The sequence below is a fragment of the Paenibacillus lemnae genome, from assembly GCF_012933385.1.
Taxonomy (GTDB): Bacteria; Bacillota; Bacilli; order Paenibacillales; family Paenibacillaceae; genus Paenibacillus_AQ; species Paenibacillus_AQ lemnae.
The window spans coordinates 196,256-222,796 of the sequence record NZ_JABBPN010000004.1 but is presented as its reverse complement, the minus strand read 5'-3'; the positions used below and the strand labels follow the sequence as shown (position 1 = coordinate 222,796).

Sequence of the window (26,541 nt, the reverse complement as noted above, 5' to 3'; positions counted from 1 at the left end):
GGATTAAACCAACCACTCTAGTAGGTATAGCCAGTATACCTTTAAATGGTCACTTTTTGCACCCTTTTTAATGAGAATTGTAATGAAAGGCCATGATTCGTCTCCGGACTATACGGGTAAACTACAACTAGGCCCGAGCAACACGGGAAATGTTTAAATGAGTAAGACTGAACACCAATTTTTTTGAAAAGGAAGGGATTAACAATGGCTAAAGCACAATCCAGTAAATCAACTTCTAAAACACAAAATAAAGGTGTAGAACAAATGCTGAACCAACAGGTGTCCAACCTGAATGTTCTTTATGTTAAGCTTCATAACTACCACTGGTATGTCAGCGGTGAGCAGTTCTACTCCCTGCATGTTAAATTTGAAGAACTTTATAATGAAGTGACATTGAAAATGGATGAGGCTGCTGAACGCCTTCTGTCCATCAAAGGACGTCCGGCTGCAACGATGAAAGAATATCTGGAAATGGCAACGATCCAGGAAGCGGCAGGAAACGAGGATACTCGCGGTATGGTGCAGCAGCTGGTCGAGGATTTCGCGACCCTTTCCGAAGAACTGCAGGAAGGCATTGAGATGGCAGAGGAAGCCGAAGATATGCCGACATCGGATATGCTGACAGGCTTCAAGGCCGATTTCGAGAAGCATATGTGGATGCTTCGTTCTTTCCTGGGCTGAATATCGGAACCTGGAAGCTGCCTGCGTATGAGAAATACCACGGCCATCTCATGACGATTCAGTAACTGTGACGGTTTGAGATGCAGCTTCAAAGGCAGCTGTCATATAGCTTTAAGTGCAAATACAATAAAAAACAGGCTTGGCCGATCATATGCGGCCAAGCCTGTTTTGCTAAAGAAGGTGGAGGCTGCCGGATAGCCTGAGCCAGCTAGTCCGGTTGAAAAGAGTCGTTATTTATTATAAAATGACTTGAGAATCAATGAGTATCAGTTTAGAATAATTATAAATAAACAAAAAGTTTATAGTTATTCCGGATGAAATCAGGGCAAAGAAGGCCTGTGATCATAGACCTACTATAATATATATGGCGGAGGGAATATCAAATGTCGACGAAGTTTGTCATTGAAGGTTTAAAAGCAGAGATTGAAGGAAAAGAGATTCTGAAAGGAATCAACCTGGAAATGAACGGTGGCGAGATTCATGCCATCATGGGACCGAACGGAACAGGTAAAAGTACGCTGGCATCTGCGCTTATGGGCCATCCCAAGTACGAAGTTACAGGCGGAAGTGTAACCCTGAATGGCGAAGATGTACTGGACATGGAAGTGGATGAGCGTGCACTTGCTGGTCTTTTCCTGGCTATGCAGTATCCAAGTGAAATTGCGGGTGTGACCAATTCCGACTTCCTTCGCAGTGCAATTAATGCCCGCCGCGGTGAAGGGAATGAGATTTCCCTCATCAAATTTATCCGCCAGATGGAAGGCAAGATGAAAGAGCTGGAGATGAATCCGGAATTCGCACATCGTTATCTTAATGAAGGCTTCTCCGGCGGCGAGAAGAAACGGAACGAAATTTTGCAAATGATGCTGCTGGATCCGAAAATCGTAGTTTTGGACGAAATTGACTCGGGTCTAGATATTGATGCCCTGCGTATTGTAGCGAATGGCGTCAACGCTATGAGGGCAGAAGACCGCGGTTTCCTGATTATTACCCACTATCAGCGTCTGTTGAATTACATCACTCCGGATTTTGTTCATGTGATGATGCAGGGGCGTATTGTCAAATCGGGTGGCCCTGAGCTTGCACAGCGTCTGGAAGCTGAAGGTTATGACTGGATTAAAGAAGAGCTCGGCATCACAGATGAAACTGTAGGTCAAGAAGCGTAATTGACGGGAGGAGGAAATCATATGACAACACAAACTATTCTTCCGGTCAACGCCGAGACCTTGAAGTCTGTATCTGAAGGAAGGCAGGAGCCGGCATGGGTAACGGAGAGCCGTCTTGCATCCCTGGAGCTGGCGGGACGCCTGGAGCTGCCGAAGCTGGAGAAACAGCGCATTGACCGTTGGAACATTCAATCGTTTGGTGAATACAAGAAGAGTCAGGAGTTGTCCTCTTTTGAGGATCTGCCTGAACGTGCGGCCCAGCTGGTTGAAGGGTCGAGAGAGGGCGGACTTCTGATTCAGCGCAACAGCAGTACCGTCTACAGCAAAATTTCTGAAGAGCTGGCCGCCCAGGGCGTTATCTTTACGGATCTGGAAACAGCAGCAAAAGAATATGAGGACTTGGTTAAGCCATATCTGCATCAGGCTATCAAAGCCGATGAGAACGCCTTGTCTGCACTGCATGCGGCAACGTGGAACGGCGGAGTTTTCCTGTATGTTCCGAAGAATGTCGAAGTTGAACTGCCGCTGCAAGCGGTCATGCTGACCGATGATGCCGGAGCTCTCTTTGCACCGCATGTTCTGATCGTGGCAGAAGCTAACAGCCGTGTGACTTATGTTGACAACTATGTGTCCAATGATCTTGGTGATGCTCTGACACATAATGGTGCTGTTGAGGTTTTCGTGAAGAATGGAGCGAAAGTGCGTTTTGCTTCTGTTCACCAGTTATCTGCTCAGGCAACGGACATTACATTCCGCCGTGCCGTGGTTGAGAACGACGGCTCTATAGAATGGATTGTCGGAGAAATGAACGATGGAGATACAGCCAGCGATACGATGAGTATTCTGAACGGCAGCGGTTCCGTATCGGATGCGAAAATCATCGCCGTCGGTTCAGGATCCCAGAAGATCAATTACACGACTCAGGCACGTCACTTTGGTAAAAATTCTGCCAGCCAGATGATTACCCGTGCTGTTATGCGTGAAGAGGCACAAGCGATTATTAACGGGGTTACCAAGATTGAAAAAGGTGCAAGCAAGTCGGATGGCCAGCAAACAGAACGTGTTCTGATGCTGAGTCCGAAAGCACGTGGAGATGCGAACCCGATTCTTCTGATTGATGAGGATGATGTAACCGCAGGTCACGCGGCATCTGTAGGTCAGGTGAATGCGGAACAAATCTATTACCTGATGTCCCGCGGTATTTCCAAAACGACGGCAGAGTCTTTAATCATATACGGATTCCTTGCTCCAGTTATCAGCGAAATTCCTTTGGAGGGTCTGCGTGATCAGCTGCAGAGTCTCGTCGAAAGGAAGCTGGGACAATGAACCCATCCATCCGCGAACAGTTTCCCATTTTGCATCAGGAAATTAACGGGCACCCGTTAGTGTATCTGGATAATGCGGCAACTTCACAAAAACCGCGGGCGGTCATTGAGGCGGTCAAGCATTATTACGAATGGGAAAACTCGAATGTTCACCGCGGAGTTCATACACTCGGCAGTCGGGCAACCGATGCATATGAAGGCGCAAGGGAGAAGGTCGCCCGGTTCATCAATGCGAAGAGCATGGAGGAGATCATCTTTACACGTGGTACGACAACAGCTCTGAACCTTGTAGCGTCATCCTATGCCCGCTCCGTGTGCGGACCCGGTGATGAAATTGTACTGACGGAAATGGAACATCACAGCAATTTGATACCGTGGCAGCAGGCAGCCTTAGCTGTCGGTGCCACGCTGAAGTATATACCTCTGCAGCCGGATGGAACCATTACACTTGAAGATGTTGAGAATACGATCAGCCCGCGCACAAAAGTAGTCGCGATAGCCTATGTCTCTAACGTCATGGGCGTGGTACATCCGGTGAAAGAAATAGCAGCAATTGCTCACCGCAATGGAGCGGTCATCTCTATAGACGGTGCGCAGAGTACCCCGCATATGAAAGTAGATGTTCAAGATCTGGACTGTGACTTCTATGCCTTGTCGGGACACAAAATGTGCGCACCGACAGGAATCGGTGCACTGTATGGCAAAAAGGCGCTGCTGAATAAGATGGAGCCGGTCGAGTTCGGCGGCGAAATGATTAATGATGTCGGCCTGTATGAATCCAACTGGAAAGAGCTGCCGTGGAAGTTTGAAGGCGGTACGCCGATCATTGCCGGGGCTGTAGGATTAGGTGCTGCCATTGATTTTCTTCAGGACATCGGAATGGACAATATTGAGCAGCATGAAAGCCGGCTTGCAGCGTATGCAATGAACCGATTGGCAGAGATTGAGGGCTTTCAACTGTACGGTCCCCGGATACGTGAAGTTGGATTGATTACCTTCAATTTGGGAGATGTCCATCCGCATGATTTGGCCACAGTATTGGATGCTCAGGGAGTTGCCATACGTGCAGGACATCACTGCTGCCAGCCGCTGATGCGCTGGCTTCAAGTATCTTCTACTGCACGTGCGAGCTTTTACCTGTATAATACAGAAGAAGACGTCGACCGGTTGATCAGCGCCTTAATCCAGACAAAGGAGTATTTTGGCGATGCAACTTGATGATTTATATAGACGTGTCATAATGGATCACTACAAGAATCCCCGCAACCGCGGCAAGTTCGAAGACGGTACTGTCACGATTGACTTGAACAATCCAACTTGCGGTGACCGTATTTCCCTTCAGCTGAAGGTGGAGGACGGAATCGTCAAGGATGCTAAATATACGGGTGAAGGCTGTTCCATCAGTATGTCATCCGCATCCATGATGACGGAAGCCATCAAGGGCAGAAACCTGCAGGAAGCGGAAGAACTGGCCTCCAGATTTTCTTCCCTTATGAAGGGTGAAGCAGTGGAGTTCGAGGAGTATGAAGATATAGAAGCCCTATCCGGGGTGAACAAGTTTCCTGCCCGTATCAAATGTGCAACACTGGCCTGGAATGCACTTCGCAAAGGTATAGAAGGCACGGAAGAGAAGTCCTAAGAATGATAGGGAGGTAAGACAAATGGCGAAAAAAGCTCCTGAAATGGAAGAGTATAAATATGGCTTTCGCGATGAGCACAAGTCTATTTTTCAAACCGGTAAAGGTTTGACCCGCGAAGTAGTGACGGAAATTTCCAAGATTAAGAATGAACCGGAGTGGATGCTGGATTTCCGCTTGAAGTCTTTGGAACAGTTTGAGAAGATGGATACTCCGAAATGGGGAGGCGATCTGGATGAACTCGACTTTAACGACATCCAGTACTATGTAAGAGCTTCTGATAAACAGGGGAAAACCTGGGAAGAGGTTCCTACAGAAATTAAGGAGACCTTTGATAAACTGGGTATTCCTGAAGCAGAGCAGAAGTTCCTCGCGGGTGTATCCGCACAGTACGAATCTGAAGTTGTGTATCACAACATGCAGAAAGAACTGGAAGATCAGGGTGTTATCTTTACAGATACGGATACCGCGCTGAGAGAGCATCCGGAAATTTTCAAGGAGTATTTCTCAACCGTGGTTCCTCCAGCCGATAACAAATTCGCAGCATTGAACAGCGCGGTTTGGTCGGGAGGCAGCTTCATCTATGTTCCAAAAGGCGTAAAATGTGAAATTCCTCTGCAAGCCTATTTCCGGATTAACTCCGAAAACATGGGGCAATTTGAGCGTACGCTGATCATTGCAGACGAGGACAGCTTCGTTCACTATGTTGAGGGCTGTACAGCTCCAATCTACAGCACCAACTCGCTGCATAGTGCGGTTGTAGAAATCATCTGCAAGAAAAATGCCCGTGTTCGTTACACCACGATCCAGAACTGGGCACCAAATATTTATAACCTGGTAACCAAGCGTGCAGTGGCTGAAGAGAATGCCACCATGGAGTGGGTTGATGGAAACATCGGTTCCAAACTGACCATGAAATACCCGGCTGTTGTCCTTAAAGGACGCGGTGCCAAAGGTATGGTGCTTTCGATTGCTGTAGCAGGTAAAGGCCAGCATCAGGATGCCGGTGCCAAAATGATTCACTTGGCTCCAGACACCACCTCGACCATCGTCTCGAAGTCGATCAGTAAGCACGGGGGTAAGGTTACGTACCGAGGTCTGGCGTCCTTCGGACGTAATGCTGAAGGTGCGAAGGCAAACATTCAATGTGATACGTTGATTCTGGATAATGAGTCCACATCGGATACAATCCCGTACAACGAGATCAAGAACGATAATGTGACCCTCGAGCATGAAGCGACCGTATCCAAGGTGTCAGAAGATCAGCTGTTCTATCTGATGAGCCGCGGCCTCAGCGAGGCGGAAGCCACGCAGATGATCGTCATGGGCTTCATCGAACCGTTCACCAAGGAGCTTCCTATGGAGTATGCGGTAGAGATGAACCGTTTGATCAAGTTTGAGATGGAGGGCTCGATCGGTTAAGCTGTAAACAATCGAACCTTAATTTATATCTTAGTGAAAAGGGGATGTCCCAAAAGATCTTAGATCTTGAGGGACATCCCTTTTTCTTGTTTTCAACTCAATCATGTACCCTTCCATCTGCCTATGGCATAGGATGGTTTTATAATTAAGGAAGGGATTGAGAACCATGTATAGAGCTCCTTATCCGTATTCCTATCCACATGCATATTTTATTTGCGTCCATGGACCGGATTATGATTTTGCTTCTAATCGTTTCGAAAGCACGATGATAAAGGATTACGGACCCAACCCGTTTGTAGTCAACATTGACGAAGTCACCAAACTAAACCATACTTATCGGACTGCTTTGTGGACAGGAACATATTTGCAATTGACACTAATGAGTCTGGGCGCTGGTGAAGATATCGGGTTAGAAATGCATCCTGATGTAGATCAATTTATACGTATTGAACAAGGACAAGGGATTGTCCAAATGGGCAAGAGTAAAGAAAATTTAGACTATGTAAAAAACGTCGCTGATGATTATGCCATCATAATTCCTGCTGGAACCTGGCATAATTTGACGAATACCGGTGATGTCCCTTTAAAGCTATATTCGATTTATGGTCCCCCTAATCATCCATTTGGTACCGTCCATGTCACCAAGGCAGATGCCATTGCTGCGGAAGCGGCTGAGGAGCAGAGCCATTGCAATGTGGTTGTTTCTGGCAGAACACCAGATGAGTGGGTACAATACACAGATTTCCTGGTAAAGGAAGGCTTAGAGGATGTAAAACGAGGAATTAATGCCACACATATTCTTCAAGAGTTCATTCTGATGGGAGTTCTTGTAGGGAAAGGGTACTCACCTGAAAAAGCATATGAAACTGTGGAGGGATGGGAGCGTACAGGGGAATCCAAGCTTCTTCAGCAAAGCAAGAACAAATAGATGTTTTTAGATTCCCCTAATCTCACTTTAAGCTTGCTTTAAGATTAAGGTGTTAATGTATAGATACCTCTTACAAATATATGTGGAACCCCCTTTGGCAGCTGCCAAAGGGGGTTCGTGCGTCTGTCGCTAAAAGTCTGTCGCTAAAACTTGATTTCATGAATGGCCGAGTCAGGCTCCTTGGACAAGTCAATGAAACGATCCGATGTACGGACCAGCGGACGGAAAAAATCAGAAGGGTTTGTCATGACGATCGTTCCGGATTCACCAGAAGTCAGCAGCACCTTTTTACCGATAAAATTAGGCAGCATATGTTTGATAAAAGCATGGACAGGCTTTCCGTTTAATTGGCCGAAGCTCATGGTGTGCAGTTCGCGGAGCACATGCAGTAGCTGCTGCTTGGACTGGTATACCCGATTGGAGGACATAGCACTATAGACGTCTGCAACGGCTGCGATATGAGAATAGGGATGAATTTGCTTGGACCGAAGTTTCAGTGGATACCCTTTGCCGTCATCCCGTTCATGATGCTGCAGCGCGACCAGAGCCGTTAACTCATCATCCATGGATTCTCGAATAATATCATATCCGTAAAGGGTGTGACGTTTCACCTCTTCAAATTCTTCGTAAGTCAGCTTGCTCGGTTTATTCAGAATTTCCAGTGGGATTCGGCACTTGCCGATATCATGAAGATATCCTGCCTTTCCGATCTCATAGGCTTCGTCATCGTTGTAGCCCATCCAGGTGGCGAGATAGTAAGACAGCATGCCAACCTGCATGGAATGTCTAGAGGTATAATCATCTTGTCCGTTCAGAAGGAGCAGAAGAGATACAACGTCTTTCTGCTTCATCAAGGTTTCTACTACAGGCTTAAACGCATCATCAACAAGATCCTCATGAAATTTACCGTGCTTCAGTGCATCCATAAAAATAGAGGAAATGGATTCCACGGCCTGGTCGAACTGAGGTTTGATCTGATGCAGGGTTTCCGGGGTGTCAGAAGAAGAATCTGCAGTTATAAGAACCTCGCGCGGCTCAATTTCGATATAATCAACGCTGTGCTGAATTAACTTGGAGATCTCTTCAATCTGGAGAACCGTCCCTTTACGCAATACATGAACACCATTGTCGTTATAGACATCATGCTGCATCAAATCTCCAGGCTGGAGGTCAGTAACATGTACTCTCAAATTGCTGCACCTCTTATTGTTATAATATGGATAATTGGAATTAACCTATATCATAGCAAGAAAATAATGGGATATCAATGACTTTTTGACTACTCGCTTTTTGGTAATGGGTCCCAAGGACCAGTCTGATACCCTTTCCATTGTGAACCGTCAGCCCACACTTCCTTTTTCCATATCGGTACGCTTCGTTTCAACTCTTCAATCGCATAGCGGCTAGCCGTATAGCATGTATCCCGGTGAGGAGCGGATACGGCAATCACTACGCTGATTTCACCGATATCTACAATACCGACCCGATGGGATATCGCACAGCTTGTTCCAGGCCAGAGCTTGTACATTTGTGTGATGATTTTCTGCATCTCTGCAAGCGCCATGGGGATATAAGCTTCATATTCCAGTGTGACAGTTTTCATGTCCCCTGTAATTTCACGCGTGGTTCCAACAAAAGAAAGGGAAGCGCCATGATTGGGATGCAGCACTTTAACGAGAGTATCGTCAGACGATAAGGGAAGGGCTGAGATGACACACATACCGTCAGCGCTGACATGGTGGACAGGTTCAGCTGCATCGGACGGCTCCAGGCCGTCTCCTCCAGATACCGGAGGAATCAACGCCACTTCATCACCCGATTGAATCTGCTGGTCGTCGGCAGCATAGGTGTGATTGACTGCTGCAAAAGAAATTTGAATCAGCGAAGAAGCCTCCGGGTAGGCGGCAGACAGGAGGTCCTTCAGTTCTTTTGCGGTCAGTGGAAATTGTTCTACTGGGAAATCAAGAGCCTGATGGCCGATTTTCTCGGCGAGGCCAGCAAAAAGCAGGATCTGAATATTGGATTTCATTACATATCACCTCTAATTCTTATGGGCTACAATATACCATAATCCCGGCTAAAATGTTATGCTTGTAAGACCGGAGATTCCAAACATGAACCATAGGGAGGGGCCGCGGCTTGAGTCAGGATACAACAGAGATCCTTACGATTTTGCACACCAATGATATTCATAGTCATTTTGAGATGATGAGCGGAAACGCGGCCGTTATTTCCCGGGAAAAAAAGGCGGCCGAAAACGGAACTGTACTTGTTCTTGATATCGGTGACCATATGGACCGGGCGGCTATGGAGACAGAAGGAACGATGGGACAGGCAAACGTGGATGTCATCAACCTGACCGGATATGATGCGATTACGATCGGCAACAATGAAGGCCTGACCGTTCCTTTGGAAGACCTGTCTGCGGCTTATGCCGGTTTGCAGTGTCCAGTTGTATGCTGCAACATTAAAGAAATAGACGGGGGAAAACCTCCCTCATGGATGAAAGAATATATTATTTTAGAGCGCACAGGGATCAAAATTGGTATAACAGCAGCCACGGCAGCCTTTTCCAGCTTTTATCAGCTGTTGGGATGGGAAGCACAGGAGCCGGTGGCGAAGATCAGGCAGCAGGTAGAGTTTCTCCGAAGCCAAGTGGATGTTGTTATTCTCATGTCCCATTTGGGCATAAATGCAGATAAAAACATAGCAGAGCAGGTATCAGGCATCGATATTATTCTAGGCGGGCACACGCATCATCTGCTGGAAGAACCTCTGATTCTGAACGGAACGGTCGTCTGCGGTGCCGGCAAATTCGGGGGCTATGTGGGTAAAGTCATACTGGAACGCAAGAGGGAAGACAGCACTTTTCAATATAGAAGCGGCGGCGTCATTCCTGTGGGGCACCATGAAATTCATACTGATGTCGAATTAGCCATTCTGCAGCATCGTGAACAGGCCGATCATAGGCTTCAAGAAACTGCTGCATTAACCGGAAGAGAGTTAACTCTGGACTATACGGCAGAATCACCTTTTGCCAACCTGCTGGCCCAGGCGGTATATCACTATACAGATACGGATTTGGCTATCGTGAACGCAGGGCAGCTGCTGGGTCCTCTTCCCTCGGGAACCATCACGGACGGAATGATTCATGCGCTTTGCCCATCTCCAATCAATCCTTGTGTGATGACACTTAAGGGCTCCTATATTTTGCAGGCGCTGGAAGAAAGTCTGATACCGGATTATTACAACCGTGAGATTAAGGGTTACGGCTTCAGGGGGAGAGTGCTCGGTGTGCTGGCACTGGATGGTATTCAGGTTTCCTACGATCTCCGAAGACCTGAAGGAAACCGGATCGTCCAGGCCATTGTGCAGGGTAAGCCTCTTGAACTGGATAAAAAGTATAGAGTAGGCACATTGGATATGTTTACTTTTAAGGTGGGCTACGAGTCACTTTCTTGGGGTGAGAACATTACATATTTGCTCCCGGAATTTATCCGTGACCTGCTCAGACAGGAACTAATCCGCCCTGGGGCGCTGGAACAAAGCTTTTACCAACGCTGGTTGTGAACCCGTTCGACTAACCTGCTTCAGCCAAGCATAGATATATATGGACAAAGCTGAAGCAGGGAGGAACGTACATGGATGTATTGGCATCTATCATTTTAGGTATCGTAGAGGGGCTTACGGAGTTTATACCGGTGTCATCCACAGGTCATATGATTCTGACAGCAAAAATAATGGGATATACAGATCAGAGTGAGCTGTTAAAAACATTCGAGGTTGTTATTCAGCTGGGAGCTATTCTGGCGATGGCGATGGTATACTGGCAGCGGATTTTGAATCTGCTTGGGATCCACAGCAGTGAACCGGTCCGCAAGCCGGCTGTACCTGTCAAAAAGCTGAATTTGCTTCATGTGCTGCTTGGCATTGGTCCGGCTCTGGCTGCAGCCTATGCGGCCAAAGACCATATCAAAAGCCTGTTCAGTGCCGAAACGGTTCTGTATGCACTTGTGGCCGGTGGAATGTTCATGATATTTGCTGAATGGTTTAACAAAAGGAAGACACACATAACGGCACATGAACTGGATGAGCTCACTTACAAGCAGGCTTTCATGATCGGACTTTATCAGATCATTTCCGTGCTTTGGCCAGGCTTCTCCAGATCCGGAGCGACCATCTCAGGCGGTATGCTGAGCGGTGTCAGCTACAAGGCATCTGCGGATTTCTCCTTTCTTATTGCCATACCGATTATGTGTGCAGCTGCCGGGTACGAGCTGCTGGATTCTTACCGCTACTTCACACCCGATGTGCTGGGTGTGTTTATCACGGGTTTTCTGGTATCTTTTGTAGTAGCGTATCTCGTCATTCTGGCGTTTATGAAATGGATTCAAAAAATCAGATTAACCCATTTCGCCATATACCGTTTTATTCTGGCCGCCGTCTTTTGGCTGTTTATCATGCATTGATGAGGCCGCATTACAATTTATTCACATAGCAGAGGAAGTGGCCTTTTGCGTCTGGTACCCGTTCATTTATTACAGCCGGGCATGGTGCTTGGTAAAAAAATCTATAATGCTGACGGATTAATTCTGCTTTCAGATGGGGTCCAGCTGACAAGCGGACTGATCCGGAGACTGGATGATTATGGGCTTCATTATGTTTATATTGAGGATGCAGTCACGGAAGATATCGCCATCCCCGAGATGTTGAGTGCGGAATCCAGACTTGCAGCGGTGCGGGCTATTCAGAGCAGTTTTAAAAATCTGGAGAATCAGCCGGCACTGAAAGGATCTTTTCTTCATTTGGGAAAAAGCTTCACGGGAATGATCGATTCCGTAATTGATGAGGTATCCTCCATGGAAGTTTCCATGGTTCTTCTGACAGATATAAACGCAAATGACTATAACCTGTACCAGCATTCATTAAACGTATGTCTATATACCATGGTGCTGGGGTTGTCATACGGATATACCAGGGAACAGCTGCGCATGCTCTGTCTGGGTGCCCTGCTGCATGATATCGGTAAAACTCGGATTCCGGCCTCGATTGTCCAGAAGCCAGGCCGCCTCAGTGAGCTGGAGTTTTCAGAAATGAAGACCCATACAGAGATCGGATATCAAATTCTGAAGGATGAGCCCAATATACCGCTCTTGTCTGCCCATTGTGCTTTTCAGCATCATGAGCGGCTGGACGGATCCGGATATCCAAGAGGCCTGAAAGGTCCAGAAATTCATGAGTTTGCAAAATGGATCGCCATTACAGATTCTTATGATGCAATGACAGCCCAGCGAGTGTACAAGCCTGCCAGACTGCCGCACGAAGCGGTTGAGATCATGTATTCGGGATCAGGTATCCTTTATGAACAGAGCTTCCTGGCACTATTTCGGGACCGGGTTGCTATTTACCCGCCAGGCATTACTGTCGTACTGACTACCGGTGAGGTTGGTGTGGTGTCCAAAATAAATGCCAAGATCCCTCACCGGCCCATTGTTCGAATCTTGTATAATCCAGCCGGTGAACAGCTAACCTCGCCGTATGAGGTGGATTTGTCCCAATGTCTTTCCATCATGATTACCGGAATCGGGGAAGCTGTATACCATTGATGATCACACAATAAGGAGGAACCACAGTGAAACAACATGGCCCGGAAACCCTGCTGTACAGGTGGGGGAAATTTGTCTACCGCTTCCGCCGGGCTGTTGCTGCTGCATGGTTCATTTTGTTTTGCCTGATGGTGCCGCTGGCCCTGCAGCTGCCCTCACTTCTTCAGCAAAACGGATTTACGCCGGAACATAGTGATGCTCTGGAGGGAGCTCGCGTGCTGGAAGAGAAACTGGGGATTTCCTCAACCATGATTGATCTTGTCATCGTGAGCCGTACGGGAGAGAACCTGACCACTGGTGCGGCGCAGAAGCGTATATTAGAAGAGCTCAGGCCGCTCCAGGACCAGCCTTACGTTCAGGATCTGTTTATGCAGATCGCTTCACGTAAGCAGGGGCAGGATCATATTCAGGCCGTTACGGTTCAACTGAATGAGGACACCGCAGATGTTTTACGTGAGTTTGATGTGATTCGGAAGGATATTCCAGAGATCAGCGGGGCTGATACCTATTTAGCAGGCAATACCGCTGTCTTCGCTGATATGAATCAAGCGGTTAAAAAAGATATTGTACGAGCTGAGATGATCGGTATTCCCTTGGCGCTTATTATTTTGTTGTTTGTTTTTGGTACATGGACAGCGGCAATTCTGCCGATTATTGGAGGCCTGATCAGTGTCACCGTGACCATGGGGCTTTTATATTTCGCCGCACTCTGGAACGGATCTATCAGTAATTTTCTCCCCAATGTCGTCACCATGCTCGGTCTGGCTGTCGGCATTGATTACGCGCTCTTCGTCGTCAGCCGCTTTCGGGAAGAACTTCAAGAGAACGATCCGGAACAAGCGGTGGCCCGTTCCTGTGCCTCTGCCGGAAAAGCAGTCATCTTTTCAGGAGCTGCGGTATGGATTGGTTTTCTTGCAATGGCATTTATTGATCTGCCGATCTTCACGTCCTTCAGCATTGGAGGGATCGCGGTCGTATTGGTGTCTGTGCTGGCAGCGAATACACTTTTACCTGCACTGCTTGGCATGATGGGACATCGAATTCACGCTTTACCGGTCTTCTCCCAATTGAGACTTCGTAAAAGGTCGAGCAGGATGTGGCGGCGGATCTCCACGTTTGTGATGGCTCGTCCTGCAGTCATTGCTGTTATCGTTATAGCATTGCTCCTGGTAGCGATGGCACCCGTCACACGAATGAAGGTCGGGATTCCTGCGGCTGAAGTGCTGCCACCATCCTATGAATCCAGGTACGGCTATGATCTCATGAAGCAGGCTTATGATGAAAGAGAGCTGAATCCGATTGTCATTGCTGCAGAGCTTCCTGGCCGTTATGATACACCGGAAAGTATTCAGGCCGTTAAACACTATATGGACGAAGTCCGGAAGCTTCCGGAAGTTCGCCGGGTGGAGAGCTACCTCAGTGTCCTTCCACGGGGCACGCCGGAGCAGATTGCGGATGAACTCCGGCTTTCGGGGAGGGCAGATATTTTTCAGCGGTATCATATCGTCTCTGATAAGCTGGCTGCTGTTGCAGTTGTATCCCAATATGGGGATTCCCATGAATTAACCCAAAAGCTGGTGTCCTCGCTTCGGAGTATGGAAGCACCAGGGCTGACTATCCATGTAACCGGCAATCCGCCGTACAAGCTGGATATCATTGAGGAGATTGAGAGAGGAATTCCTCTCGTGCTGATGTTCGTATTTATTACAACCTACATCGTTTTATTTGCCGCTTTTCGCTCCGTGATCCTCCCGCTGAAGGCGGTGCTCATGAACGTACTTAGTCTCGGGGCCGCACTGGGGCTGGTGGTGTGGGTGTTTCAGGAAGGAGCTGGGGCCCAGTGGCTGGGTGTCAGTTCAACGGGGACGGTTTTTGCCCTGCTCCCTGTTCTGATTTTTTGTGTGGTATTCGGGATTTCGATGGATTATGAAGTGATTCTGCTGTCCCGAATCCAGGAAAGATATGAAATTACCGGAGACAATGAAGTAAGCACCATGGAAGGTCTGGAGTATACAGGGGGGATGATCACTAGTGCGGCGCTCATTCTTGCCGCGGTAGTAGGTGCATTTATTTTCACGGACAATGAGGTTATGAAAGCAATGGGCCTGGGGTTGACAGCTGCGGTTTTGTTGGATGCTTCTGTGGTCCGGATTCTTTTGGTGCCGGCTTTTATGAAGCTGCTGGGGCGCGCTAACTGGTGGGCACCGAAATGGATAAGGTACTCCAATAAAAAATAAAGTGCCTGTGCTATAATAGGGGAATGATTAAAAGATATAAAGGTGGAAAATAATGAGTAACCGTTTGAAAGATGGTACAGGGCTTCTGACACCGTTATCTCCGGCATATGATCCATGGGACCCGATTACGTCCTTGAGAACACACGGAAAGCATGTTCTGACAAGTGTCGAGATGACCGTCACCCATTTATGTAATATGCGATGTGAGCATTGTGCAGTCGGCGAGATGCTAGTAATGAAAGAAGCGCCGATGCTGCCGCTGGATCTGATGCTGAAACGTCTGGATGAAGTGGAACACCTGGAAACGATCAGCCTGACAGGCGGAGAACCGGCTTTCCTCGGGAAGACGGTGGACAAGGTGATTGTACCTTTGTTGAAATATGCACGGGAGCGGGGAATTCGTACCCAGATCAATTCTAATCTAACATTGGATATCGAAAGATATGAGAAAATGCTGCCTTATCTGGATGTCATGCACATCTCGTTCAATTATTTGAACGGAGATGATTTCTACGAAGTCGGGTTTGCGAACAGCGGCAGGCCTGTCTCCAGGGATACGGCTTACCGCATGTATGAGGCAATGATCGATAACGCAGAAAAGCTGAGCCGGGCAGGCATGTTTATATCTGCGGAATCTATGATCAATTACCGGACACATCACAAGCTGGACAAGATTCATCAGCTAATCGCACAGATGGGCTGTGTAAGGCATGAAGTGCATCCGATGTATGCCTCAAATTTTGCTGAAGCACTTCCTGTTCTGTCGCTGAACGATATGAAAGAAGCCATCCATCTGCTGCTGGATCACAGAAATCCAAATGTGTGGATGCTGTTCGGCACACTTCCTTTTTACTCCTGCAGTCAGGATGATAGCGAACGGAAACTGATCCGGCGATTGGCTTCAGAACATAATGTCACAGTACGTAACGATCCGGACGGACGAAACCGGGTGAATGTCAATATGTTCTCAGGCGATGTTTATGTTACCGACTTTTCGGATATACCTGCTTTTGGAAATGTTAAATCAGACCGCCTTGATGATGTCTTCTCGGCATGGAGTACAGGTCATCCTTTAAATCAAACTGTCAATTGTCACTGTGATGCCGCAGGCTGCTGCGGACCAAACTTGCTCGTGGCAGATATGTATTACAAAGGCGTGGACTTTAAGACAAGAAAAGCTATGACAAACTAGCATTCCGGAAAGAAGGCGTATGGCGATGGAGGAGTTTGAGGTCGGGAAACTGATTTTGAATTTGCTCTTTGTTTTAATGCTTGTGTTATTAAACGGCGTGTTTGTGGCAGCCGAGTTTTCATTGGTCAAAATGAGACAATCCCGATTAACCCAGCTGGTGAGTGAGGGGAACCGGTTGGCTGGCGTGGCTTTGACTGTAAACGGAAAACTCGATGCCTATTTGTCAGCCACCCAGCTGGGCATAACCCTGACCTCTTTGGGGCTGGGGTGGGTTGGGGAACCAGCCATTTCAGAGCTGCTCGTCGTGCCGATTATGCACAGTTTTGGTATGACGGACGAAGTGGTGATCAAATCCATTTCTGTGGCCATCGGCTTCTGTATCATTACGTTCCTGCATATTGTATTAGGAGAGCTTGCACCAAAATCGCTGGCGATCCAGCGTACGGAAGGCACGGCATTACTGTTGTCCGCACCGCTGCTCTGGTTCTACCGTTTATTCCTGCCGGTCATCTGGCTGCTGAACAAATCGGCGAACGGGGTACTCCGTATATTCGGGATTCAGCCGGCAGGAGAGGGTGAAGCTGCGCATTCGGAAGAAGAGATTCGTATTCTGATGAATGAGAGCGCGAAAAGCGGAGTTATCGATGAGAATGAGATGAAGCTGATGGACAATCTGTTTGATTTCTCGGATTTGCTCGCGAGAGAAGTCATGCTGCCGCGGACTGATATGGATGTGCTGTTTACCAACCTGCCGCTGAAGGAGAACCTGAAGATCATCAGTGCAACCAAACATTCACGCTACCCGGTGGCTGTAGAGGATAAGGACCGTATTATCGGTTTTATTCACATTACCGACTTTTTAATGGCACCGCCGGAGCAGCAGAAAAATCTGGCCTCCCTGGTCAGGCCGATGATGGATGTACATGAGTCGATGGAAATTAGTCAAGTTCTGCGATTAATGCAGAGCCGTCATGAGCAGATGGCACTGGTCGTGGATGAGTATGGGGGAACAGCCGGGATTTTGACAGCCGAACGCATTCTTGAAGAAATCGTAGGGGATCTTTATGATGAATTTGAGGACGAGCGGCCTGAGATCGAAGTGAATGAGCAGTATACTTCTGTAGACGGACGAATGCTGATTGAAGAAGTTAATGAATTGACAGGACTGCACATTGATGAGCCCAAGGTTGATACGATCGGCGGATTGCTGTTTAAGGAGCTGGAAGGAAATCCAGCCAAGGGACAACAGGTGGATTATGAAGGTATGACTCTGGAAGTAGAAGAAGCTTCGCGTCTGCGGGTGACCCGGGTAATTATTCACAACATGCAGACCGATCCTGAGAGTTCAGGCGATTGATAGCAAGCCGTGAATGAACGGAGTGAGCGAGTGAAGTCATGGCAAAGACCTTGAAAAAGAGGAAGTGAGTTATGACCGGGAAGCAAATTTTATTTATCGGTCTTGGTCTCCTGTTCATTTACGGGATGTTTACGGTAGGAGCTCCGTTCCTGCTTGCCTTGATTATCGCCATTGCGCTGGAGCCGTTAAACAGGTTGCTGATGAAAAGAGCACGCTTGAAGCGGCCGGCTGTAGCTACGATTACCAGCACACTTTTTCTGCTGCTTTTGCTTCTCTTGGCTTACATCATGGGAGTGCAGGTATTTGCCCAGCTGGTAGAATACTGGAGCAGAGCTCCGCGTTACTTCGAAGGTGCAGATGCTTTTCTTACACAGACCATCATCCAGGCACAGGATGTGTTGAACGGCATATCACCGGGTCTGGCAGAGAGCCTGGCCTCGTTTACCTCCAACATCACTTCCTACGTGCAGTCGATTGTTAATACTGTGTCGGTTACATTTCTTTCATTTGCGAAAACATTGCCGAATCTGTTTGTCACTTCAATCGTCTTCTTCGTGGCTGTCTATCTGTTCAGCTTCAGTCTGGATACGATGCGTGCCAGTGTACTGTCACTCTTTGATGAAGACTCTCATCAGCAGGTGAATGAAGTGCTGGGCAGCCTGAAAAATTCGATCTTCGGATTTTTAAGAGCCCAGCTCATCCTCAGCTTGTTCACTTATGGGATTACCTTGGTGGGACTGCTCATTCTCGGCATTCATTACCCGCTTGCGATTGCTTTGCTGGTCACTGCAGTAGATATTTTGCCAATTCTGGGTGTCGGCTCTGTGCTGGTACCTTGGGCCGTTTATCTGCTGTTCACAGGGAATGTCTTTGATGGCGCAGGACTGATTATTCTCTTTATCATCATCACGGTCGTTCGGCGGGTACTGGAACCGAAGGTGATCGGAGATGCGGTCGGCATCGGCGCACTGTCAGCCCTGATTAGTATGTATATCGGTTTCAAGCTGGTAGGCGTCATTGGATTTTTTATCGGTCCGCTGGTCGTAATTTTGTATTCAGCGATGCGAAAAGCAGGCTTGTTTCAAATCAAGATTAAATTTTAATGTTCATGCAATGATTTAGAGAATGCAGGGAATCCCTTTTATGGGTGACTGCCCTAAATAAGACTGTTTTCCAATCTTATTTCTCTCAAAATAGAAGATACAGTTTCAATAAGCCTGTTTTTCAGGCTTATTTTTTTTAATTCAAATCATTTTTCGTCGATCGATAGAGTTTCAGTCCGTTTAAGATTGATTTTCAGACTTAAGTGGTGTTTAGCGTTGAAAACGGGAGAAATAAGCTTGGAATTCAAGCTTAAACCCCAGTGTCTGTCCATAGGGGGAAATGATCTTATTTTGGGATGAGCCCTTTTTCTTTTTTTGTTCATTTTTAGCACGGGCGACATATGTTAGTTACGGAGAACCGTTTCGACTATTCAACAAAAAAAGGAGGTATGCCCAGTGAAAATGAATCATGAAGAGCGGACTTATGTCCCTTTCCGCAGTCCGTTCGATCCATGTCCTCCACTGCCGTGCAGAACCTATGTCGTTCCCGTTAATCAATATGTCGTATTTCAGCCGCCGGATTTACCGCAGTTTAGTCCCGCGGAAGCACTCAAGCATGGAACCCTCTGGCCTTCTCTCTACAGTCCCTATGTATCCCGGAAAATGAAAGGAGAATAGGACATGGATGAAGCAAAAGCCCAGGCTCAGGCGCAAGCGCAAGCCCAAGCGCAGGCCCAGGCTCAGGCGCAGGCGCAAGCTCAAGCCCAGGCTCAAGCCCCGGCCAAACAGCAGGCCGGGGACCCCCGCTATTATGAAATGCTGGAGCAGCTGCAGGCCGTTGATTTTGTGCTCGTGGAACTCAATCTGTATCTGAATACGCATCCTGGAGATCTAAAGAGCATTGAACAGTATAACAAATTGGCACAGGAACGCATGATGCTGGCCAAATCATTTGAAGCGCTGTATGGACCTCTAACCAATTTCGGCCACTCCTTCTCGCGTTATCCATTTGAATGGCCTCAAAGCCCCTGGCCCTGGCAGGTTTGAGCATATTCCCAAGCGAAGGAGGCATATCATCACATGTGGATCTATGAGAAAAAGCTCCAGTATCCGGTCAGGGTAAGCAAATGCGACCCCATGATGGCCAAATTTCTGATTGAACAGTATGGAGGGGCTGATGGCGAGCTGGCAGCTGCTCTCCGGTACTTGAACCAGCGCTATACCATTCCTGATAAGGTGATCGGTGTCTTAAATGATATTGGCACAGAGGAATTTGCTCATCTGGAAATGATCGCAACAATGGTGTATAAGCTGACCAAAGATGCAACAGTAGACCAGTTACAGGCAGCAGGCCTGGGCGCTCATTATGCTAATCATGATAAAGCATTGTATTATGAAAACGCGTCAGGTGTCCCTTGGACAGCGAGCTACATAAACGCCAAAGGCGATCCGATCGCCGACTTATATGAGGATATTGCTGCTGAAGAGAAGGCTCGTGCAACGTACCAGTGGCTCATCGACATGACGGATGATGTGGACATTCAAGACAGCTTGAAGTTTTTGCGGGAGCGGGAGATCATTCATGCCATTCGCTTCCGGGAAGCGGTAGAGATCATTAAAGAAGACCGGGCGACCCGTAAAATTTTCTGACACAATAATAAGGACAGATCCAAGCTCTGGTGCCTGGGTCTGTCCTTTTGCATGAATACGTCTCATTGTTCAGGTTTTGCCGAATCGGTATCAACATCATTCAGGGCATGTTCGGAACCCTTCTCCTCTGATTGCAGTACAGACATTTTCCCGTTCGTTTCCAACACGATGGCATGAATCTGATCCATATTGGTGAAACCCTGGGAACGTGTCCATTGATAAATATCCTGTTGGTCAATCCGGTTTTTTTTCATAATGTGTTTTAGATAATGGCCATCGTAATAAACCAGCTCCGGACTGGCCTGGAGCAGGCTGCGAAATTTGTGATTTCTCGAAGCGAACCATGCTAAAATATACTGTAAACCAATGAGGACAGCAAACGCGGTTAAGCCTTCTGCTAAGGTTATATTTTTATCCAGAATGACAGTGGAAAGCGTGGATCCTACCGCCACCGAGACCGTAAAGTCAAATGCGTTCATTTTGGCAAGTGTTCTTTTACCTGAAACCCGCACCAAGATAATGAGTGAGATATAGCTCATACAGCCAATAATCAGAATCCGGAATATATCGTTCCAATTGCTGAATAACATAAGTTCCTCCTTCATTCACCAGTCTTTGTTCTTATTACCCTGCCGCACACAAAGACAACCGTTTCTTGTACTTTCGTTTGCTACCTTATGCTTCTTTCACTTATGATGTGAAATAGACAGACAAACACCAATGGCAGATGAAGGGATGAGTGGAGAAGTGGAAACGACTGGAAAACTTATAAAACCTGAAGCAATGATCTTTGATATGGATGGCACCTTGTTTCAGACGGAAACGCTGCTGCTTCCTGCGTATCACAAGATGTTTGACATCCTCCGGGAGGAAGGACATCACGAGGGAGATACACCAGATGAACAGCTTATGCTCGGCAGTCTTGGTATGCTTCTTGAAGATATCTGGAAACGGGTGATTCCTCATGGAACGTCTGAAGCACACCGTCGCGCAGACGAGCTGCTGCTTCAGCTGGAACTGGAAGGCCTTGAGAATGAAGAGGCTGTTCTTTATCCAGGGGTAGTCGAAACGTTAAGCGAACTGAAAGAGCGGGGGGTACGGCTGTTTGTGGCTAGTAACGGCCTTGAGGATTACGTCAAAGGAATCGCCATGGCTCGCGACCTGGCACCGTTGTTTGAGGGATTGTACAGTGCGGGTGAGCATGCCACGACAAGCAAGGTAGACCTCGTAGCGCTGCTGCTCAAAAACCATGGCATCCAGCGGGCCTGGATGATCGGTGACCGCTCGTCGGATGTGGAGGCAGGCAAAGAGAACGGTCAAACGGTTATCGGATGTCAATATGCAGGCTTTGGCAGCGATTCAGAACTTAGCGGATCGGATGCCATTATCACCACGTTCCCTGAATTGATCAGTCTTTACGACAGCTCTGCAGAATCATAGAATAAGGCAAAGAAAGGCGGCGGCATCAGGAGAAACTCCTGATGCCGCCGCCGATTTGTTTGGATCTATCGACACTGTCTTAAGCTGACAGTCCGTTGCCTGTGTTATGCGTTTTTGGCGGATTTTCTCCGGTTGTACACCCATAGCGCATATTCCAGAGGACGGGTAAGAGAGTCGCGGTAGGCGGCCTTGTCACCGATCTGTGAGAATACTTCTCTGGACGGCTTAGGATTCACCTCAAGCAGAAGAATGCGTCCGGACCGGTCGATCGCAAGATCGAGAGCCAGTTCACACAGTGCGCCGTACTGTTCTTCCAGAAACATGGACACATCAATCCCGAGACGAGAGGCTTCTTCATTCACTTTCTCCCGTTTTTGGGGATCCGTTATCCATTCATTGAGCAGTTCACTCATGACCATGGCTCTGCCGCCGCCGTGAAGATTGGAGGTCACACTGTTTAATGCACCTACACGGCCCACACAGCCGGTAACTTCCCATTCGCCGAAGCCGTTCTTCTGAACGAGCATTCGGTAATCATGCACTCTGCCGCTTGGCAGTTCCAGGGGAATGGCCTCCTGAACCAGATATCTTCCCTTCACATCCCAGCCAGCCAGGAAAGAACCGAGCATGGCCGCAGGAACCTTGCGCGGGGTTATGATACTGCGGTTGGCATTGCGTCCGCGGATTTCATAGGCACTATGTGAACCGGATCCACGGGAAATCCGCAGAATACCCCGCCCGCCGGTACCGTTAATCGGTTTGAGATAAACAGCGGGATGATGCTGCAGCATTCGTGTAACATCGCCCAAGCTTTGAACCAGCATCGTTTCCGGCAGATGGGGGCGGAATCGTCTCAACGTATATAGCGCCTGATGAACGGTCCACTTGTTCCGCAGCGGCCGATTGAGGAACAGCAAATGGCTGTACTGGTTTCGGAAGCGCAGCAGCTGCTGAAACCGTGCGCTTTTTTGAATCCGGCAGCGGTCATAGATCATGTGGGGAAAGGGGCGCTTTTGTCTGGACCATTTGCCGGTCGAAGGGTTGAACACGAGTGCATGAATCATACCGCCATGAACGTCAGCGGGTGTGAACACAAAAACATCCAGCCCCATTTCACGGCCCTCAGCAATCATTCTTTCATATACAGAGGCTTCTTCAAGCCTGTAGCGGTTGTTCAAATACAACGTCAGGATACCTAAGACGGGCTGAGACACAGCGATTCACCTTCTTGCATTTAGTTTCTTATCCGTGATCACGAACGCCGTCCGATCAAATGATCACAATATTTAAATATCCGCTCCAGCGAGCGTTTACGGATCATCGGTTCGTCAAATTTCATAGGCCGGGCATTCGCTTCAAAAAACCACAAGCTTCCCGCGTCGTCTACGCCCAAATCCATAGACATTTCGCCTAACTGGCATTCAGAGCCTTTTTCGATCTGTCTGGCGATCTGAACAGCGGCACTACGTACCTTGCTCAGAATTTCCTCACTTTGCTCGGACCCGAACAGCGCATTCAGAAGCTTCTCCGGATCTTCAATGGAGCCTCCCCTTGGCACATGTGTCGTAATACTGTGAATGCCAGCCATTCGGGCACCGACGCCAGTCACACTCCAGGAGCCGTGCTCTGTTTTCTGAACCAGAATTCTCAGATCGAAAGGCCTGCCGTGCAAGGAAGCCAATTCAATTCCCTGTTGAATGAGGTAGGACTCATCACGGGTTTCCTGATACACGCGCCGCCACAGCCTTTCCAGAGAAGCTGCCTTATAAGTCGTGCTGCTGCGGTTGTTTTGAATTTGAAGACGAAATGGGAGGTTCTTGTTCTTCTGGTATTTCAAACGCATGATTCCTCGGCCTGCCTTGCCTTCTTCCGGCTTCAGATACAGATAGGGTGTCTGCTTCAGCATGTCATGTAAGGAAGAGAGTCCCTTTAACCGTTTGGTGGAGGGGGCCCACTGACGGGTATGACGTGATTTATCCAGCCAGCTGAACAACTGCCGCTTGTTAAAAAAGTAAGGGTTATAAATATCAATTTTGGGATGCTGTAGACATGCTTTAATTTTTCGGCCGACTTTAGGCCGCATCTCATCCTCGCGGTTCGGAATCCGGTTATAAATGATACGGGGAAAGGGGAATGTCTTCTGTTCCCAGGTCTGATCCCCGCTTGGTACAAAGCCTTTTACAGTGGGAGAATCCATGATGAGATCCCTGGTAGTAAGCACATAGACGAGATAGCCCATATCTTTGCCGGTTTTAATGATTTCCTGAAAATTTTGCCGGTTGCCTCTGAACATGCGGAAGGAGTCAGACATGGTGAGTATGGCGACGACCTTATTATCCTCCTCAAGCCGGCTGATCATGAATCATTCCCCCTGAAGAATCCGCTCAGATACAGACTGTGTTCAAAAATGTGCTCAACAGATGCCCTGCCCTCGACCTTCAGGGAAGGATGAGCAAAAATAGAACGTCCTGGCTTGGAGTTGGCTTCGAACATCCAGATTTTCTCATCCTCGTCAATGCCGATATCGAATCCAATCTCAGCCAGCACATGAGATTGATGGCTTTCAATCGACTCCGCGAGTACAATCGCAGCCTGCTTGGCACGATCGAGGACTTCTTTCGAGCGTGAGCCAAATACAAGTCCAAGCGCCTGTTCCGGAGTCATGAGCTGTCCGCCATTTTTAATATGCGTAGTTACACTGCCCCGGCCGGCTTTCTTGGCTCCAATGCCAACGGCAGTCCAGCGGTTTTTGGCGTTCTTGTGCATATGAAAACGGAAATCAATCGGACAATCGTCAATTTCTATGAGCCGGATTCCCTGCTGAATAACATAGTTTTTCAAACTGCCTCCATGCTTGCTTTGCAGCATCTTCATGAGGCTGTTGAAGTTCGGAAACTTCAGCAGGGTATTGCCGCCCTCACTCCGGTACCGTGCGAAATATCCTTTTTTAGGGTGATACGTCAATCGGTAAATGCCATTACCTAGGCTGCCTGCAGACGGCTTGTAATAGACAAACCGGTGGCGCTCCATCATATCCTTGATCCGTTCCGGACCCGGACTGTTATAGGTTTCCGGCACATATCGTCCTGCCTGCACGTCATTTTCCAACAGATTGTATATATCCGATTTGTTGAAAAAAGCCCAGTTGAAAAAGGAGATGTTTCGGCGGAGGAAACGGTCTCTCAGCTGATTGGTAAAATTGGAAAAATCGGTTCGTCTGCTGGGAAGGCGGTTGTAGACGACATCCGGCAGCGGAACAGTCTTTCTTATAAATTGTCCGCCTGAGCTCAGGATATAGGCATTGACTGTTTCTTTTTGCCAATTGATGTCCCGCGGTGCAAAGGCATAAACATACATTTTCTTGCTGCCTTCCCGAAGCAGCTGCTTAATGTAGCCGGTCCGGGAGCCAAAAGGGTTGCCGGGAACCGAAGGGCCGTCAGACAGAACGCCTACAACAGGTCCCAAGTGAATGTGTCCTTCTTTGGGACTGTGAACATAGGCAGGTCCGGACCGGGGTACACGGACATTGGACCGCAAGCCCGAACTCAAATAAACATGCTTTCCGGACCGGTCAATGGATTTAAGGGGGACAGTCAAAGAATCCGTGCCGAGCGTCAGCTGGATCTGCTTTTTTCCTGTAAGTCCCATACTTCTCATGAGCGAGCCGGACATAAAGACCACTTTTTCGGGCTGCTGCGAGAAATGAACATTACTGAAAGTCAAACTCATGAAATAACCCTCCTAAGTTGTCGAAGCAGTAAATAACGGGCGTACCGGAGAGGATTCATCACGGACAGCTTTGCTGCCGGAATATCTCTGGTATGAGTGAATGCCTGCCGCCCTGGTTTGGAATTCACCTCTAGCAGCCAGACCTTTCCCATCCGGTCGACACCAAAGTCGATGCCAAGCTCGCCCAGTCGGCCAAAGCCGTTCTCAAGCAGCGGAGGGATTTGAGCGCTGAGGTGTTCTATGAGATCTGTAATTTCAGCGGAAACAGGAAGGCCGAATTGTGATTGCAGAAAAGGAAGTACCGGAACTGCGCTCCCACCTCCGTGAAGATTGGAAGTCAGTCCGTCAGGAGAACCCTTTCGCAGAGCCGAACCGGTAATGTTCCAGCGTCCGGTCTCATTCTTCTGTACCAGTACCCGAATATCGAATGGGCTGCCGTCTTTGCAGGTCAGCTGCAGAAATGGCTGTATCAAAAAGGTTCGTTGACCGGTAAACCGTTGTATCCATGGGAACAGGTCTTTGTCATGAAGAATAAGCCTGAACATGGAATTATCGCGTTTTCGTCCCTGAACCCACGGCTTCTCCCCTGTGGTGTTGACATATAAGGTATGACTTCCATGAGAGCCGCTGCTCGGTTTCATGAACAATTCTCCTCGGAAGCATTGGAGAGCTTTCCTGAGAGAGGCAGTGCCGGTATAGGTTAACGTATGTGGGAGATGGGGCAAAAGCGACGGATTCCGCTGAAGGTGTTCATAAACCTTCTGTTTTCCCGGCAGACCGCGGGACCATAGGATACGGCTGGACACGGCAGCTGCCGTGAGCGCATGGCGTACAGCCAGACTTTCACTGGCATTTTTAGATAGGCAGCGGTCATAGATGAGATCCGGAAACGGAAATGTATCTTCTTCCCAGCGGCCCTGCCGATAGATGAGCCCGGTAACTGATGATTCAGGAATACCATCATTCCCTGTTTTGATGTGATCCGGAAAAAAGACGAACACCCTCAGGCCAAGCCTCGATGAAGCCAGACACAGATTTTTAAGATACTCACGGTCTGTAAAGGGCGGCGTACCTTCTCTGCGGCAGACCATCACGCCGAGCGTGCCAACTTGTATTGAGGACATAGAA

25 protein-coding genes are annotated in these 26,541 nt (G+C 48.2%); 18 read left to right on the top strand and 7 right to left on the bottom strand.

Translation table 11 applies throughout. From position 1 onward, the window contains the following. The first annotated feature begins 204 nt into the window (after positions 1–204). From HII30_RS07010 to HII30_RS06980, 7 genes are all read left to right on the top strand, one after another. The gene (locus HII30_RS07010; RefSeq protein WP_169504305.1) at positions 205–681 is read left to right on the top strand and encodes a Dps family protein; all 477 of its coding nucleotides are present in this window, start codon (positions 205–207) and stop codon (positions 679–681) included. 383 nt (positions 682–1,064) lie between these two features. Next, positions 1,065–1,847 carry a Fe-S cluster assembly ATPase SufC gene (gene sufC, locus HII30_RS07005; protein WP_169504304.1) on the top strand — a complete coding sequence of 261 codons (783 nt, stop codon included), beginning with the start codon at positions 1,065–1,067 and terminating at the stop codon, positions 1,845–1,847. Between the two features lie 21 nt (positions 1,848–1,868). Further along, a complete protein-coding gene (sufD, locus tag HII30_RS07000; RefSeq protein ID WP_169504303.1) occupies positions 1,869–3,173 on the top strand; it encodes a Fe-S cluster assembly protein SufD in 1,305 nt (434 codons plus the stop codon). Then, positions 3,170–4,390: a cysteine desulfurase gene (locus HII30_RS06995; RefSeq protein WP_169504302.1), complete on the top strand. Its 1,221-nt coding sequence runs from the start codon at positions 3,170–3,172 to the stop codon at positions 4,388–4,390. Before sufD ends, HII30_RS06995 begins: the two co-directional genes overlap by 4 nt. Then, positions 4,380–4,811, top strand: coding sequence for a Fe-S cluster assembly sulfur transfer protein SufU (gene sufU, locus HII30_RS06990; RefSeq protein WP_169504301.1), 432 nt, complete (start codon positions 4,380–4,382; stop codon positions 4,809–4,811). The genes HII30_RS06995 and sufU overlap by 11 nt, the downstream gene beginning before the upstream one ends. Before the next feature lie 22 nt (positions 4,812–4,833). Beyond that, entirely contained in the window at positions 4,834–6,231 is a 1,398-nt protein-coding gene (sufB, locus tag HII30_RS06985; protein ID WP_169504300.1) for a Fe-S cluster assembly protein SufB, read from the top strand. Between the two features lie 166 nt (positions 6,232–6,397). Continuing rightward, positions 6,398–7,159, top strand: coding sequence for a cupin domain-containing protein (locus HII30_RS06980; protein ID WP_169504365.1), 762 nt, complete (start codon positions 6,398–6,400; stop codon positions 7,157–7,159). Between the two features lie 143 nt (positions 7,160–7,302). On the opposite strand, the gene HII30_RS06975 is transcribed toward HII30_RS06980, so the two are convergent. Both HII30_RS06975 and HII30_RS06970 read right to left on the bottom strand, forming a co-directional pair. Continuing rightward, on the bottom strand, positions 7,303–8,349 hold the full coding sequence (locus tag HII30_RS06975) for an HD-GYP domain-containing protein (protein WP_169504299.1): 1,047 nt from the start codon (positions 8,347–8,349) through the stop codon (positions 7,303–7,305). A gap of 89 nt (positions 8,350–8,438) precedes the next feature. Continuing rightward, positions 8,439–9,188, bottom strand: coding sequence for a molybdenum cofactor biosynthesis protein MoaE (locus HII30_RS06970; protein ID WP_169504298.1), 750 nt, complete (start codon positions 9,186–9,188; stop codon positions 8,439–8,441). A 110-nt stretch (positions 9,189–9,298) separates the two neighbouring features. On the opposite strand from HII30_RS06970, the gene HII30_RS06965 reads away from it, so the two are divergent. The 10 genes from HII30_RS06965 (at position 9,299) to HII30_RS06920 (ending at position 20,244) form a co-directional block, all read left to right on the top strand. After that, the gene (locus HII30_RS06965; RefSeq protein ID WP_169504297.1) at positions 9,299–10,729 is read left to right on the top strand and encodes a bifunctional metallophosphatase/5'-nucleotidase; all 1,431 of its coding nucleotides are present in this window, start codon (positions 9,299–9,301) and stop codon (positions 10,727–10,729) included. A 71-nt stretch (positions 10,730–10,800) separates the two neighbouring features. Beyond that, complete coding sequence (locus tag HII30_RS06960) at positions 10,801–11,628, top strand: undecaprenyl-diphosphate phosphatase (protein WP_169504296.1); 828 nt, start codon at positions 10,801–10,803, stop codon at positions 11,626–11,628. Positions 11,629–11,673: 45 nt separating this feature from the next. Then, positions 11,674–12,765, top strand: coding sequence for an HD-GYP domain-containing protein (locus tag HII30_RS06955; protein WP_169504295.1), 1,092 nt, complete (start codon positions 11,674–11,676; stop codon positions 12,763–12,765). Positions 12,766–12,791: 26 nt separating this feature from the next. Next, the gene (locus tag HII30_RS06950; RefSeq protein ID WP_169504294.1) at positions 12,792–15,002 is read left to right on the top strand and encodes an MMPL family transporter; all 2,211 of its coding nucleotides are present in this window, start codon (positions 12,792–12,794) and stop codon (positions 15,000–15,002) included. A 52-nt stretch (positions 15,003–15,054) separates the two neighbouring features. Continuing rightward, positions 15,055–16,194 carry a radical SAM/CxCxxxxC motif protein YfkAB gene (gene yfkAB, locus HII30_RS06945; RefSeq protein WP_169504293.1) on the top strand — a complete coding sequence of 380 codons (1,140 nt, stop codon included), beginning with the start codon at positions 15,055–15,057 and terminating at the stop codon, positions 16,192–16,194. A 19-nt stretch (positions 16,195–16,213) separates the two neighbouring features. Then, a complete protein-coding gene (locus HII30_RS06940; RefSeq protein WP_425495978.1) occupies positions 16,214–17,551 on the top strand; it encodes a hemolysin family protein in 1,338 nt (445 codons plus the stop codon). 71 nt (positions 17,552–17,622) lie between these two features. After that, positions 17,623–18,654 carry a sporulation integral membrane protein YtvI gene (gene ytvI / locus HII30_RS06935; protein ID WP_169504291.1) on the top strand — a complete coding sequence of 344 codons (1,032 nt, stop codon included), beginning with the start codon at positions 17,623–17,625 and terminating at the stop codon, positions 18,652–18,654. A gap of 402 nt (positions 18,655–19,056) precedes the next feature. Beyond that, entirely contained in the window at positions 19,057–19,272 is a 216-nt protein-coding gene (locus tag HII30_RS06930; RefSeq protein WP_169504364.1) for a spore coat associated protein CotJA, read from the top strand. A gap of 3 nt (positions 19,273–19,275) precedes the next feature. After that, positions 19,276–19,641 (top strand): spore coat protein CotJB, encoded by a 366-nt coding sequence (locus HII30_RS21795; RefSeq protein ID WP_169504290.1) that lies wholly within the window; start codon positions 19,276–19,278, stop codon positions 19,639–19,641. A 33-nt stretch (positions 19,642–19,674) separates the two neighbouring features. Beyond that, positions 19,675–20,244, top strand: coding sequence for a manganese catalase family protein (locus HII30_RS06920; RefSeq protein ID WP_169504289.1), 570 nt, complete (start codon positions 19,675–19,677; stop codon positions 20,242–20,244). Positions 20,245–20,306: 62 nt separating this feature from the next. Here HII30_RS06920 and HII30_RS06915 read toward each other — a convergent pair whose 3' ends face one another. Then, positions 20,307–20,834: a DUF421 domain-containing protein gene (locus tag HII30_RS06915; protein WP_169504288.1), complete on the bottom strand. Its 528-nt coding sequence runs from the start codon at positions 20,832–20,834 to the stop codon at positions 20,307–20,309. Positions 20,835–20,964: 130 nt separating this feature from the next. On the opposite strand from HII30_RS06915, the gene HII30_RS06910 reads away from it, so the two are divergent. Then, positions 20,965–21,684 (top strand): HAD family hydrolase, encoded by a 720-nt coding sequence (locus tag HII30_RS06910; protein WP_246246164.1) that lies wholly within the window; start codon positions 20,965–20,967, stop codon positions 21,682–21,684. A 104-nt stretch (positions 21,685–21,788) separates the two neighbouring features. Here HII30_RS06910 and HII30_RS06905 read toward each other — a convergent pair whose 3' ends face one another. Genes HII30_RS06905 through HII30_RS06890 form a run of 4 tightly spaced genes read right to left on the bottom strand, consistent with a single transcriptional unit; the run spans position 21,789 to position 26,537 of the window. Beyond that, complete coding sequence (locus HII30_RS06905) at positions 21,789–22,898, bottom strand: YheC/YheD family protein (protein ID WP_169504287.1); 1,110 nt, start codon at positions 22,896–22,898, stop codon at positions 21,789–21,791. 38 nt (positions 22,899–22,936) lie between these two features. Further along, positions 22,937–24,043: a YheC/YheD family endospore coat-associated protein gene (locus HII30_RS06900; RefSeq protein ID WP_169504286.1), complete on the bottom strand. Its 1,107-nt coding sequence runs from the start codon at positions 24,041–24,043 to the stop codon at positions 22,937–22,939. Further along, the gene (locus HII30_RS06895) at positions 24,040–25,413 is read right to left on the bottom strand and encodes a YheC/YheD family endospore coat-associated protein (RefSeq protein ID WP_169504285.1); all 1,374 of its coding nucleotides are present in this window, start codon (positions 25,411–25,413) and stop codon (positions 24,040–24,042) included. The genes HII30_RS06900 and HII30_RS06895 overlap by 4 nt, the downstream gene beginning before the upstream one ends. Beyond that, the gene (locus HII30_RS06890; RefSeq protein ID WP_169504284.1) at positions 25,410–26,537 is read right to left on the bottom strand and encodes a YheC/YheD family endospore coat-associated protein; all 1,128 of its coding nucleotides are present in this window, start codon (positions 26,535–26,537) and stop codon (positions 25,410–25,412) included. Before HII30_RS06890 ends, HII30_RS06895 begins: the two co-directional genes overlap by 4 nt. Between the last annotated feature and the right edge of the window lie 4 nt (positions 26,538–26,541).